The sequence below is a fragment of the Halapricum desulfuricans genome (genome assembly GCF_017094465.1).
GTDB lineage: Archaea > Halobacteriota > Halobacteria > Halobacteriales > Haloarculaceae > Halapricum.
In genome coordinates, this window is record NZ_CP064791.1 from 539,445 (window position 1) to 552,578 (window position 13,134).

Annotated in this window: 14 protein-coding genes; 4 read left to right on the forward strand and 10 right to left on the reverse strand. The window is 66.5% G+C overall.

The window, feature by feature from the left end; all coding sequences use genetic code 11:
* Positions 1-11: 11 nt before the first annotated feature.
* On the reverse strand, positions 12-941 hold the full coding sequence (locus tag HSEST_RS02705) for an alpha/beta hydrolase (protein WP_229122034.1): 930 nt from the start codon (positions 939-941) through the stop codon (positions 12-14).
* A 190-nt stretch (positions 942-1,131) separates the two neighbouring features.
* On the opposite strand from HSEST_RS02705, the gene infB reads away from it, so the two are divergent.
* Both infB and HSEST_RS02715 read left to right on the forward strand, forming a co-directional pair.
* On the forward strand, positions 1,132-2,940 hold the full coding sequence (gene infB, locus HSEST_RS02710; protein ID WP_229122035.1) for a translation initiation factor IF-2: 1,809 nt from the start codon (positions 1,132-1,134) through the stop codon (positions 2,938-2,940).
* A gap of 109 nt (positions 2,941-3,049) precedes the next feature.
* Positions 3,050-3,469, forward strand: a complete 420-nt coding sequence (locus HSEST_RS02715; RefSeq protein WP_229122036.1) for a CopG family ribbon-helix-helix protein — start codon at positions 3,050-3,052, stop codon at positions 3,467-3,469.
* On the opposite strand, the gene HSEST_RS02720 is transcribed toward HSEST_RS02715, so the two are convergent.
* The 7 genes from HSEST_RS02720 to HSEST_RS02750 all read right to left on the reverse strand — a co-directional run bounded on the left by HSEST_RS02720 (position 3,466) and on the right by HSEST_RS02750 (position 9,797).
* Positions 3,466-3,723, reverse strand: a complete 258-nt coding sequence (locus HSEST_RS02720; RefSeq protein WP_229122037.1) for a DUF7123 family protein — start codon at positions 3,721-3,723, stop codon at positions 3,466-3,468. The genes HSEST_RS02715 and HSEST_RS02720 overlap by 4 nt on opposite strands.
* A 570-nt stretch (positions 3,724-4,293) precedes the next feature.
* Positions 4,294-4,632, reverse strand: a complete 339-nt coding sequence (locus HSEST_RS02725; RefSeq protein WP_229122038.1) for a hypothetical protein — start codon at positions 4,630-4,632, stop codon at positions 4,294-4,296.
* A 97-nt stretch (positions 4,633-4,729) separates the two neighbouring features.
* A complete protein-coding gene (gene yciH, locus HSEST_RS02730) occupies positions 4,730-5,023 on the reverse strand; it encodes a stress response translation initiation inhibitor YciH (protein ID WP_229122039.1) in 294 nt (97 codons plus the stop codon).
* A gap of 27 nt (positions 5,024-5,050) precedes the next feature.
* Positions 5,051-7,318, reverse strand: a complete 2,268-nt coding sequence (locus HSEST_RS02735; protein ID WP_229122040.1) for a transglutaminase TgpA family protein — start codon at positions 7,316-7,318, stop codon at positions 5,051-5,053.
* Positions 7,315-8,346: a DUF58 domain-containing protein gene (locus tag HSEST_RS02740; protein WP_229122041.1), complete on the reverse strand. Its 1,032-nt coding sequence runs from the start codon at positions 8,344-8,346 to the stop codon at positions 7,315-7,317. The genes HSEST_RS02735 and HSEST_RS02740 overlap by 4 nt, the downstream gene beginning before the upstream one ends.
* A gap of 31 nt (positions 8,347-8,377) precedes the next feature.
* Positions 8,378-9,325, reverse strand: a complete 948-nt coding sequence (locus HSEST_RS02745; RefSeq protein WP_229122042.1) for an AAA family ATPase — start codon at positions 9,323-9,325, stop codon at positions 8,378-8,380.
* Positions 9,326-9,503: 178 nt separating this feature from the next.
* Positions 9,504-9,797, reverse strand: coding sequence for a DUF7573 domain-containing protein (locus tag HSEST_RS02750; protein WP_229122043.1), 294 nt, complete (start codon positions 9,795-9,797; stop codon positions 9,504-9,506).
* A 75-nt stretch (positions 9,798-9,872) separates the two neighbouring features.
* Here HSEST_RS02750 and HSEST_RS02755 point away from each other — a divergent pair, with 75 nt between their 5' ends.
* Complete coding sequence (locus tag HSEST_RS02755; RefSeq protein ID WP_229122044.1) at positions 9,873-10,103, forward strand: hypothetical protein; 231 nt, start codon at positions 9,873-9,875, stop codon at positions 10,101-10,103.
* Here the strand turns inward: HSEST_RS02755 and HSEST_RS02760 are convergent.
* Complete coding sequence (locus HSEST_RS02760; RefSeq protein WP_229122045.1) at positions 10,057-11,037, reverse strand: 5,10-methylenetetrahydromethanopterin reductase; 981 nt, start codon at positions 11,035-11,037, stop codon at positions 10,057-10,059. The genes HSEST_RS02755 and HSEST_RS02760 overlap by 47 nt on opposite strands.
* Positions 11,037-11,789, reverse strand: coding sequence for a coenzyme F420-0:L-glutamate ligase (locus tag HSEST_RS02765; protein ID WP_229122046.1), 753 nt, complete (start codon positions 11,787-11,789; stop codon positions 11,037-11,039). Before HSEST_RS02765 ends, HSEST_RS02760 begins: the two co-directional genes overlap by 1 nt.
* A gap of 125 nt (positions 11,790-11,914) precedes the next feature.
* Between HSEST_RS02765 and HSEST_RS02770 the strand changes: the two genes are divergently transcribed.
* Positions 11,915-13,129 carry an alpha-amylase domain-containing protein gene (locus HSEST_RS02770; protein ID WP_229122047.1) on the forward strand — a complete coding sequence of 405 codons (1,215 nt, stop codon included), beginning with the start codon at positions 11,915-11,917 and terminating at the stop codon, positions 13,127-13,129.
* Positions 13,130-13,134: the final 5 nt, after the last annotated feature.

Consider the following 13,134-nt stretch of genomic DNA (forward strand, 5'->3'; position numbering starts at 1 on the left):
TCTGTTCCGTCCTACTCTTTGAGCGCGTCTCGCAGGTCACCGGCCACGTCGGCGATCGCTTCGGTCGCGCGGTCGATCGCGTCGGTCATCGAGACGAACCCGTGGATCATGTCCTCGTATTCGACGTGGCGGACCTCGATACCGTCGCTCCGGAGGCGTTCGGCGTAGGCGCGACCGCCGTCCCGGAGCGGATCGAAGCCCGCGGTAAGGACTGTGGCCGGCGCGACGCCGGAGAGATCACACGCGGCGATCGGGTCGGCGTAGGGGTTGTGTCGGTGCAGTTCGCTCCCGTAGTAACACTCGTTGAACCACTCCAGGTCGTCCTCCGAAAGGACAAGCCCGCTGTATTCGCGAACCGACTCCTGATCGCGATCGACCCCCACACCTGGATAGATCAGCGCCTGATAGTCGATGTCGGGCCCGCCGCGACCACGGGCCGCGAGCGCGGCAACCGCGGCCAGGTTCCCGCCGGCGCTGTCCCCCACGACCGCGAGCGCGCCGGTCCCGCCCAGGGCCCGAGTGTGTTCGGCGGCCCACTCGGTCGCCGCGATGGCGTCCTCGGCAGCCGCGGGGAAGGGATGTTCCGGCGCGAGCCGGTAGTCGACCGACACGACGACGGCTCCACTCTCGCGGGTGAGATAGCGACAGAGCGCGTCGTGCGTGTCGAGATCGCCGGTGATGAACCCGCCGCCGTGGAAGAACACGACCGTCGGGAACGGCGTCTCCCCCTCGGGGCGGTAGACCCGGATCGGCAGTTCGCCGCCCGGGCCGGGAATCGTTCGGTCGGTGACCTCCGCGACCGGCGGCTGGTCGCGTCCCCGCGCCCCCAGGCGTGAGAGCACGCGTAGCAGGCGAGCGCTTCGAAACGGGACGAGCTGCTGGGCCCGCCGCTGGCGCTCGGCGGCGCTTGCCGCCTGTGGATCCAATCCGTCGGTGTCCATGCCCGTGTAGTCGGCCGGGGCACACAAAAACGCACCCGTGGTCGTCACCGTGAGATCCCGTTGGACGGTCGTCGCTGTCGGACGGCCGTGTCTCTTGCTGCCACCCCGCCTGCTGGCGCGTCTCTCAGACGATGAACTTAAATTTGCCGCTCGACTGGGTTTCGATATCAGTTGCTCGAGGGTGGCATGCATGTCTGATTCTGACGCCAGCGCCGAACCGACCGCGGGACAGCTACGCACACCGATCGTCGCCGTACTGGGACACGTTGACCACGGCAAGACGACCCTGCTCGATACGATCCGCGGGTCGGCCGTCACCGAGGGCGAGGCCGGTGCGATCACACAGCACATCGGCTCGACGGCCGTGCCGCTCGATGTCATCTCCGACATCGCGGGGAAACTCGTCGATCCCGACGACTTCGACCTGCCGGGCCTGCTCTTTATCGACACGCCCGGCCATCACTCCTTCTCGACGCTGCGCTCCCGGGGCGGCGCGCTGGCCGACATCGCCATCGTCGTCGTCGACGTCACCGACGGCTTCCAGCCCCAGACCATCGAGGCGCTGGACATCCTCAGGCGCACCCAGACGCCGTTCGTCGTCGCCGCGAACAAGGTGGACACGCTCCCGGGCTGGAACCCCGACGGGACCGAACCGATCCAGACGGCGATCGACCGCCAGTCCGATCGCGTCGAATCGGACCTCAACGAACGGCTCTACGAGATCATCGGCGAACTCAGCGACGAGGGCTTCTCCGCGGACATGTACTGGCGCGTCCAGAACTTCCAGAACAACATCGGTGTCGTCCCGCTCTCGGCGATGACCGGCGAGGGCGTTCCGGACCTCCTGACCGTGCTGATGGGCCTATCCCAGCGCTTTCTCAAAGCGGAGATGTCCATCGACGTCGGCGGTCCGGGCGCCGGGACCGTCCTCGAAGTCACCGAGGAGCGCGGGTTCGGGACGACGCTGGACGCGATCGTCTACGACGGGACCGTTCGCGAGGACGACCGGATCGTCGTCGGCGGGGTGAACGAACCGATCGTCACCGAAGTCCGGGCGCTGCTCAAGCCCAAACCGCTCTCGGAGATCCGCACTGAGAAGGAGTTCGACACCGTTGAGACGGTCGCGGCCGCCGACGGGGTCAAGATCGCCGCGCCCGACCTGGACGACGCGATGGCCGGCGCGCCGATCCGGGTCGTCCGCGATCGGGACGTCGAGGACGTAATCGAGGAGGTGCAGGCGGAACTCGCCGAGATCGAGGTCGGGACCGACGAGGAGGGCGTCACCGTCAAGGCCGACACGCTGGGGTCGCTTGAAGCGATCTCCGGCACGCTCGAAGACGAGGAGATCCCGATCATGCACGCGGAGGTCGGCGACGTCGCACCCCGGGACGTCCGGATGGCCGCGACCGCGGACGACTCGACACACCAGGCGATCCTCGCGTTCGGCGTGGACGTGCTCGATGACGCGCGCCGACTCGCCGAACAGGAAGACGTCGACATCTTCGAGGACGACGTCATCTACCAGCTCGTCGAGGACTACGACGAACACGTCACGGCCATCGAGGAGGCCCAGCAGGACCAGATTCTCGACAACATCACCCGTCCTGCACGCTTCGAGATCCTGCCCGATCACACGTTCCGTCAGTCCGATCCGGCCGTCGTCGGCGTCGAGGTGCTCGGCGGGAAATTGCGCCGGAACGTCGCCGTCGGCCGCTTTTCGGACGGCGAGTTCGAACGCGTCGGCCACCTGAAGACCATCCAGGACGAGGGCGAGGACGTCGACGAGGCCACCCGCGGCGATCGCGTCGCCGTTTCGATCGACGGGCCGACGGTCGGCCGCCAGATCGAGGAAGGCGAGCAGCTGTGGGTCGAGATCCCCGAGAAGCACGCCAAGATCCTCGAACAGGAGCTCCGCGAGGAGATCACCGGCGGCGAACGCGAGGTTCTCAAGCAGTACCTCGATACCCATCGCGAACGTGACCCGTTCTGGGGCAAGTAGATCGGTCTATACCGCGCGAGCCACGGAACTGCCTGCTCGGGCGGCCGCCGTACATTTCTTCGAACGCGTAATACTGAAGTTTATTAACTCAGATTGCTTCGTCTAGCACATGACCGTCGCAAGCGTTTCGATGCCGGAGGAGTTGCTCGATCGGATCGACGAGTTCGCGGACGAACACGGCTACACCGGTCGTAGTGAGGTGCTCCGAGAGGCTGCCCGGAACCTCATGGGCGAATTCGAGGACAAGCAACTCGAAGACCGGGATCTACTGGGGATCGTGACGGTGCTGTTCGATTACGAGACCTCGAACGCCGAAGAGCGGATGATGCAACTCCGTCACGAGTACGACATGCTGGTGGTCTCGAACTTCCATAGCCACGTTGGCGACCACCAGTGTATGGAGCTGTTCATTCTCGAAGGTGGCCTCGATGACATCTCGACGTTCGTCGGCAAGATCCGCGCGACACAGGGTACGACGACCGTCGATTACTCGGTGACGCCCATGGACGCCTCCGAACCGATCGCTTAAGCCGTGACCATCCAGGTCGTCGACGAGGAGTAGCCCCACTTTTCGACGTCGATGTCGAATTCCCCCTCCTGGAGCGGCTTCATGTTCGTCCCGACTTCCTTGGCCGACATATCCAGTTCCTCGCCGATGAGTCGTGACTTAAAATAGGTCTGGGAATCGGCGTGTTCTCTGAGATACTCCAGAATCGCTCGCTGCTTGTCGGTCAGCGTCGTCTGGGTAGTCCCGCTCCCGTGCTGTCGCGCTGTCGCGCTCATACATCCCAGTACGGGAGACCCACTAATAGGGGGTTTGGTACGATCGGTTAACATGCTGCCATCGTGCGATTTTTGGGGTCAAGTCGATCGCAGGCAGGCGGATAGTCGGTCTATGCTGTGCGATTGGTACGAGGGGGAAACAGAGCCGTTCCCCCCGAAGCCCGACCCGTCATACTGGTGGCTATACGTTCGGACAGATATCCGGCACGACGGCGTGCCGGATCATTTCGAAATGGTATCGCCACCAGTGGCAGTCACAGGTAGCTAGCGGAAGCCCACGGCTTTAGCCGTGGGGGGAAAGTGATAGGCTTATGTCGATTCAGTTGTAATATTTAGGTACGTCTCACAGGCCCAGAAGCGGTCGGTGAGACGGGCAGTCTGTCAGCCTGCCCTCGAAGCCGGGGACGCTGAACGGGTCCCTCTTACTCCCCGTGTGAAAGCCACCTGAGAAAGCCCCTCGTTAGAAAGCGAGGGGCGTGGTGGCTTTCCACTGTGGAGCGCGAAACTCGGGAGTCCACCGGCAAGCCCACCGCTTCAGCCGTGGGTTGCTGACAGGGCACTACCTGGCCATCAGTCCTCGTGGCGAACGTATCTCGCGCAGTAGGCGTCGGGCTGGATCTCACCGGCGACGACCACACACGCTCCGGCACCGTCGCCGTTCTTGTCTTCGATGAAGTACCGGCAGTTCGAGCACTGACGGTCACCGCTCGGTGACTCTTGATACGCTGCGGCGTCCTTGCTGGAGAGGCCGTCCGGGTCGCGCTCGTCGCCGCCCATGCTCGTCGCTGTCCGGTACTCCTCGGGTACGCCACCGTCGTCGTCCCCGCCCGCACAGCCGGCCAGTGCAATCGCCGTCGCTGCCGTCGCACCCGCGACGAACCGCCGTCGAGTCGAACGTCGTTCGCTCATCCGCAACTCTACGCGCTCCGGAAACAAGATTCTATGGTTGAGAACGGTACCAGACCGGGAAGACCGCACTCGTGCGATCGACCCGGAACCGATGCTGTCAGGCGACGTTGAAGCCTTTGTCGCGCAAGAAGTCCTCGACGCGACCGGTGTGGTTGCCCTGGAGCTCGATCATGTCGTCTTCGACAGTTCCCCCGCAGGCGAACTTTGATTTGAGATCCGAGGACAGACTGTCCATGTCGACGTCGTTCGGATCGAATCCCTCGATGATCGTTACCTCTTTACCGTAACGGCGCTCGTCGATGCGGATGTTGATTTCCTGGGACTCTTTGGCGACGTCCTCACAGACGCAGAGCTCCTCAGGCAACCCGCACGTCGAGCAGACTTCCGACATTACACATCCGGATACGAAATCAACCTATTAAACACTATCGGGACTTGTCACAGTCAGCCCGCGGTGCTCGGCGACGATCGCGTCCGCGAGCGTGACGGATTGATCGGCCGCTTCCCGGTCGATATCACCCGCATACCGCGCCTGTTCGTATCGGTCACAGAGCGCCATCGCGCGGTCGCCGGCGCCAACGGCTTCGAAGTACTGTCGCGGCGTCTCGCCGGTGCGACGGGGACGGTGAACCTGTTTGTACAGCGTTTCCACCCGATCGTACGCGCGTTCGACATCGGTAACGGGATCCGACCTCGGCTGCCAGCGGAGCCAGATCGCCCGATACAGGCGTCCGGACAGGCCGGATCGGCGCGCTCCTGCAATCATCCCGATACCGATAACCGAACCCAACAGCGGGCGTTCCCAGCCTGGCCCGTCAGCGCCGTCGAACGCCCCTTCCTCGATGACGGGGCCGGTATCCCCGAACGTCGGGCCGGAATCGTCGCCCGGCGTCGGGGTCGGTGTCTCGGTGACACTCGCTCGCTCACCCGTTTCCGATTGGTCGGGATCCGGCAGCCAGGCGGGCGCGCCGCTCGTGCCTGTGGACGTCTCCGTGTCGGCACCCGCTGTCCCGTCTCGGTCAGTATCCTCACCGCCGGATCCGGCGAGACGCTCGCGCGCGGCCCGTTCGCGTGGCTGGGCCGGCGTCGGATCGAACTGGACCCAGCCGACGTCCGGGAAGTACACTTCGACCCACGCATGGGAGTCGTATCCGCGAACGCGCCAGGTGTTTTCGCCGATCCGTTCGCCGGGCGTGTACCCGACGGCCAGCCGAGCCGGGATCCCCTGCGTGCGCAACATGACGGCCATCGTCGTCGCGAAATACGTACAGTAGCCGTCGGTCATCTCGAAGAGGAACGCGTCGGCGACCGGTCCCGTGGGTCGGTCGACCGACAGCGAGTAGCCTTTGGCGTTCTCCAGCCACTGCTTGACCCTGACCGTCGCGTTGTAGGGGTTCTCGATGCCGGCCGTCACTTCTGCTGCCGTCTGCTCGACCCGGTCGGGTGTACTCGCGGGCAACTGCAGGAACCGCGAGGCGACTGCAGCCGGATACTCGTCCCCAGCCTGCTGTAGCCGGCGGGCCGAGGGATCGACAACCCGGCTCTCGACGACGTACGACTGGCCGGGTTCCAGCGGCTCCGACGGGGCGAACCCGCCGAAGGCCGTCTCGCGGATCTCGACGCCGGCGACTTCGGTGGGACGCCACGCGGCCGGAGCCGTCGCGATGCGTGATTCGGCGGTAAACCGCTGTCTGACGGTTTCCGTGGCGACGGCCCGGTTGGTCGGCACCTCCGTCGAGGCCGACTGTCTGGACCAGCCGTCGCCGGTGTAGAGGTCGTACGCGCCGACACGCCAGTAGCGCTCCCGGTCGCTCTCGACGGTCCAGCGCGCCCTGCCCGACAGTTCCACGTCGCCGCTGATCTGCATGTTGCCGTCCGTCGCGAGCAGATCCGCTTCGAGCGTCCCGTCCGTGACTCCGACTCTCCCCTCGAATCCCTGTCCCGGTGAGTAGGTCTTCGCCGTGCCCTGCGGGACGACCGAGAGCGTCAGCGACGCGACGACGGCGACTGCGAGGACGACAGTCGTGATTTCGGCGTCCGCGAGCGTCCCGCCGGCCCGTTCGAGCGTCCCCAGACTCGACAGGGCGAGCACGCCGACGCTTCCGACCGTCGCGACGGGCAGCGCCGCGTCACCGGTCAGCACGAAGAACCCGATGACGGATCCCCCGACGGCGGCCGCCGCCAGGTATCGGCGCCGGAGCGTCAGAAACCACGTCAGAAAGACCGGCGCGGGGACGACGGCGAGCATCCAGCGCTCGATGTCGACGATCACCAGCACGGACCGGCCCGACAGCAACGCCAGGATGTACTCGGCGTGGGCCACGAACGCGACGGCCTGTTCGGTCGGTAACTCGACGAGATACCACGTGAGGCCGATAGCCAGCCCCGCGCCAGCGACGATCGCCGCCTGGCGGGCATCGAACAGCCGTGCCCCGGCAGTCGCCAGACCGACGGCGACACCGGACACTACGAGGACGTTCGTCGGATCGCCGACGACGTCCATGACGCGATACACGATCGTCAGCGTCGAGACGACCACGAGCCCGGCGGCAAGCAGCGTCGCGATCCGAATCGGCGAGGGACGACCGGGCACGACCGTCTCGATCGCTGGCCGGCCGGTAGATGCGGTGCTGTCTTCGCGCGAATCACCGCGAACTGGCCGGTCTCCGGGCAGTGAATCGCTCACGACCGGGTCACCTCCGCGTGGCCCTCGCGCTCGGCGTGCGTTGTCGGTTCCCCAGCCAGCGGGCGGGTATCGGAGTCCCCGCCACCGGCATCGTCGACAGGAGTTCGCAGGGTATCGAACGTGGTCTCGCGGCCGTCCGCGGTCACGACTACTGTGTCGGACTGTGTGGCGTCGATACGGATGTCGGCGTCGGCGTCCGGGCGGCCCGGCCCCGTCCGAGCGAGCAGCGACAGGATCGCGTCCCGCTCGCGTGCCGTGCCGTCGGGCGTGACCACCGCGAGGGCGACATTCGCCGAGTCGAGCGCAACGGCGATGCTCGCGGTCGCGGCGGCCATCTCGTCGACTGCACCCGGATCGGCACCGGCTACGACGGTCACGCCCCCGTCGTCCGCGCTCTCGCCGTAGTCAGCCACTAACAGCGAATCCGGGTGCCTGGCGCTCGCGCGCCAGTGGATGTCCGTCGGCGGATCGCCGGGGACGTACTCTCTGAGCTCCGTGACCGTCTGTCGATCCGTCCCGCCTTGCCGTCCGAGCCACGCGTCGAGTGGCCCGGTGGCGTTGATCTCGTGGACGGGCGGGTAGGCGAGGTACGTGTGCTCGTCCCCGGCGACGGCGGTGCGTTCGAACAGTCCGAACACGTCACGCACCCCGACCGTCGTCGGACCGAGGACGAACGCACCGCGGTGGTCGCTCCGGATGTCGTACGTCACCGTCGCTGGCGGCGTGACAGTTGCCGTCGAGCCCGAAGCGACCACCCCGTCCGGTACGGCATCCGAGAGCGCAACGACACCGTGCCCGCCGTCGACCTCGACTGTCACCGTCCGGGTTTCTCCGGCGAATCCGGGCGAGAGCGGGCGGCGCGTCACTGCCGGATCCGTCGCGAGCGCGACCTGGACGAGGCCCGCCGTGAGGACGACGATCGCGGGGACGGCGACGGCGTCGAGACTTCGGGCACCGAACAGCTGGCCCAGGGCGATCGCTGCGGCGGCGAGTGCGAGCACGGCGAGGCCGCGTCGTGTCGGTCTCATGGGTTCCGGTAGTGCTGTGTTCGGGCGTGACTCAGACGACCGGGACGGAATCGACCGCGCGACTGACGAGTTCGTCCGGCGGCTGCTCGGACCGGATGCGGTGTGGCCAGACGACCCCGATCTCCGCCTGCACGTCGTCGGGCGTGACGTATCCGCGACCGGACCGCAGCGCCCGCGCCTGTGCGGCCCGCAGGAGCGACAGCGAGGCCCGCGGGCTCGCCCCGAGTTGTGCGTGTTCGCGGGTGTACGTGGCCAGATCGGTGACGTACTCCTGGATCGGGCGCTCGACCGTGATCGACGCGGCCACGTCGCGTGCCGACCTGAACTCTTCGAGGGTCACGACCGGCGAAATGTCCTCGATGGGGTGGTGGCCGACGATCCGGTCGAGCATCGCGACTTCCTCGTCCGCGTCGGGATAGCCCAGCTGGAGCTTCGACATGAACCGGTCGCGTTCGGCCAGCGGGAGATCGTACGTACGGTCCTGTTCGACGGTGTTCTGGGTCGCGATCACGGTGAACGGCGTCGGCACGTCGTGGGTCGTCCCGTCGGTGCTGACCTGCTGTTCCGCCATCGACTCGAGCAGGGCGGACTGGGTTTTCGGCGGGGCGCGGTTGATCTCGTCGGCCAGCACGACGTTCGCGAAGATCGGCCCCTCGTGGAAGGCGAACTCGCCGGTCCCCTGGTTGTACACGTCGGCGCCGGTCACGTCCGCGGGCAGCAGATCCGGGGTGAACTGTACGCGGTTGAACGAGCCGTCGACGGACGTAGCGACGGCCCGCGCGAGCATCGTCTTGCCGACGCCGGGCACGTCCTCCAGTAGTACGTGTCCGCCGGCGAGCATCGCCACGAGCACGTGTTCGATCTCGTCGTGGTGGCCGACGATGACCTGTTCGACGTTGTCGATGACCTGCCGGACGGTCGCGGCGGCGGTCTCGACGTCGGGAGCCGCCTCCGGCGCGTGTGTCCTGGAATCCGTCATTGTCTGTCCTCACGTGTGTGACCGGGCAGGCCCCGGACGGGCCACGGATGCAGACGAGTCACCGCCGCGCGCGCTACTGACCGTCACGAATGGCCCTCACAGTCGTTACCGCGCCTAGCGGCCGAGGTGATGTTAACGCTTCTTAATATCAAATATGGGGAAAGAACGGTCGTCCGGACTACCAGGCCTTGCAGTCGCGACAGACCAGCCCGTCGTCGTCGCGCCACCGACGCTCGACGACTGTCCCACAGATCGCACAGGCGCCACCACTTGGCCGGTAGTGCATCGTCGAGGACGCGGTACCGGGTGCGTCGTCGTCTCGCACCTCGGTATCGGGCGCGTCGTCGCCTCTCGCTTCGGTATCGGGCGCGTCGTCGTCCTGCTTCTCGTCTGTAGACCCGCCCGTCACCGCGTCCGACGATCCGCCGTCGCCCGGATCGAGGAAGTCTTCGAGTGTGGCGTCACGGTCCATGGTCACTAGTCCGGGGTGCCAGCGAGAAAAGTCCGCGGGACGAACACACAAGTATCAGCCCCGAGAAGGGCAGGTATGGTATCCCTGGAGGCGTTCCTCTCGGAACTGCTCGAAAGCGTGCAGGCGATCGGCCCGGAGTTCCTCGACGTCGCGACCCGGGATCCACTCGCCGGCGTGCTCGTGGTATTCGGCGGGCTATTCGTGCTCGGCGCGGTCGGCGTACTGGGCGTGCTCACCCTGGGTGCGGTCGTGGACCTGCTCAGGCCTGGTCGATCCGGTCGATCACATCCCCCAGGAGCTCGATAGCCGTCCCGATATCCGGGCCGAGCGGGGATCCGGCGACGAAACTGTCGGCGTGTTCGAGGACGCCCGCTATTCGATCGGCGACTGTCTCGGGCGTTCCAGCGATACAGAACGCCTCCAGCATCGCCGGCGAGACCGCCGCGAAGGCGTCCTCGAAGTCGCCTCTCGAGATGGCCGCGCTGATCTCCTCGGCGCGCTCGCGGTCGAGGTCGTGGCGATCCAGCAGCGGCGGCGCGGCACTGCCGGCGATGAACGCGACCGGCGGGCGGGCGGCCTCCCGGGCGGCCGCCTCGTCTTCGGCGATCGACACCGAGGCGTAGGCACCGAAGTCAAATTCCCCGCGGTGGTCGGGCCGGTCGTCCAGCCCCTGGGCGACCTGTTTGGCCGCCCACTCGTAATCCCGCGGATGTGAGCCGTTGAACAGCACGCCGTCGGCGTGTTTCGCGGCCATTCGGGTCATGTGCGGGCCCTGTGCGCCGACGTATACTGGGATCGAGCCGACCTCGTAGTTGAGCGCGGCGTCCTCGGCCTGGAAGGTCCCGTCGTGATCGATCCGTTCGCCGGCCCACAGTTTTTGTGCGACCTTGAACGTCTCCAGGGTCCGCCGGAGCGCGCCGTCCTGCTCGTAGCCGAGATTCGCCAGCGTGGACTTGTCGCCGGGTCCGATCCCGAACAGGCCACGACCGTCCGAGAGTTCCTCGAGGGTGGCCATCCGTGACGCGAGTGTCACGGGGTGGGTCTCGTAGGGGTTGGCGATGCCCGGGCCGATCAGCAGGTCGTCGGTCTCGCGGGCGATGTCGGTCAGCGCCATGAACTGATCGCGGTTGTTGTAGTGGTGGCTGACGAAGGCGGCGTCGAAGCCGACCGATTCGGCCGCCGCTGCGAAGTCAGAAAGCGTTGCGACTGGGTGTTCCGGTGTGAGTTCGAGTCCGTACATCAGTAGCTCCACTGGCGTAGTGCCTGTCGAACGAAGTCGGTCTCCGCGTCCCGAAAGAGGGTGTCGTGGCCGTCGTGGTCGCCGAACGCCCAGTCTCGCACGACTGCGACCGGGGTCCCACCGTCGCCCTCGCCGGTGACGAGGTTGGCGGTCCCGGCGAGTTCGTCGACCACCGACTGGACGGTGACGCCGAGTTCACGTCCGTCCCGATCGCGTTCCCCGCGCCAGTCGCGGTTGGCGGCCATCCCCGCCCAGCCCAGCGCGACCGCGCGCTGGCCGTGTCTGAACGGTCGCCCCGAGGTGTCGGTGACGACGACCGCGACGTCGGCTGACAGTCTCTCCCGGATCGCTTTGGCGCTTGCGGCCGGCTCCTCGGGCAACAACAGGAGATCCGCGCCGGGAACGTTCGAACGATCGATCCCCGCGTTGACCGTGATATGCCCGAACTGCGTGACCGTCAGCAGGAACGGCGCTTCCATGAGCAACTCCTCGCTCTCCTCGAGGACGGCCTGGGCGAAGCGGGGGTCCTTCCGGTCGCCGGTAATCCCCTCGAGCCGGCGGGCGATCCCCCGGGCGCGGTGGCCTGCCTCGAACGCCGAGAGATCGAACGCCCGTCCCTCCGCTTTCGAGACGATCGTGCTCGCGACACAGACCACGTCTCCGTCCCGCAGGTCGGCCTGCTCGTCGATCAGCGTCGCGACGTCGTCGCCGGCCCCCACCTCGGGGAGCCCCGGGACCGCGAAGACCTCCATGCCCTTTCTCGGGGTAGATCCGCAAAAAGTGACCCGGTAGAAGCACGGCCTGCCAGAGACGAGTACAGCCGACAGTATCAGCACCGAAAGGACTTCGGTGCCGCGTCGTGATCGGCCAGATAGCAATGTCCAGCTACGGGGCTGCCGCTGTCGGGGCCGGATCCGGGTCCGACACCGAGATCGATCTCGGAGCGGGTGCCGTCTATCAGTATTATCACACGCCCTGGACCGAGATACGGGCGTCGCTCGACGCCGTCGCCGCGGCCGGCTACGACGCGATCCAGGTCCCGCCGGCCCAGCGGAGCAAACGCACCTGGGCGGACCCGGAGCCGCGGGGCTATCAGCCGATCGATCACCTCGATTTCGACAGCGCTTTCGGTACCGAATCAGCGTACCAAGAGATGGTCGAGACGGCCCACGAACACGGGCTGGCCGTCATCGCCGACGCGGTCACCAACCACATGGCCGAGGGAGTCGATTTCGACCAATTCCCGCACTTTAGCTGGGGTGACTTCCGTCACGAGGGCCCGATCAGGGACGACGAGGACGACTGGGAACTCCAGCACCGCGACCTCGAGGGGTTGCCGGACCTTCGCCAGGAGTCGGCTCACGTCCGGGACGTGCTGGAATCGTACATCGAAAAGTACGCCGAGATGGGCGTCGACGGGGTTCGCTGGGACGCGGTCAAGCACGTGTCGCCGGCGTTCTTCCGCGACTACGCGAACCCGTGGGCAGCCGAACGCGGGCTCTTCACCGTCGGCGAGGTCCTGCACGGCGCAGTCCCGTACTGTGCGGCGTATTTCGAGACGGGGATGACGGTCATGGACTACCCGCTCTATTTCACGATGCGTGAGGACGTGTTCCACCGGGACGGTGATTTCAACGCCCTGGACGGGGCCGGCCTCGTGAACCGGGATCCGGGTCGATCGATGACGTTCGTCTCCAATCACGACAGCCCGCCGCCCGAGTACGAGGAACTCGCACACGCCTTTATCCTCACGTACCAGGGGTATCCCCGCGTGTACAGCAAACGATTCGATATCGAGAACGAGACGATCTCGAACCTGCTGTCGATCCGGCGACGCTTCGGGTCGGGTCCGGCACTGACGCGCCATCTCGACTCCGCCTGTTACGTGTTCGAACGCGAAGGAAGCCTGCTGGTCGGGCTCAACCGCGCCGATGACTCCCGCTCCGTCACAGTAGACACGCCCTGGGAGGCGACCACGCTCCGGGACTACGCCCACACCGGCCCGGAGGTCACGACCGACGCGGACGGGACCGTCGAACTCTCGATCCCGTCGGTCGACTGGGTCTGCTACGCACCGGTGACCCCGTCCTGATGGAC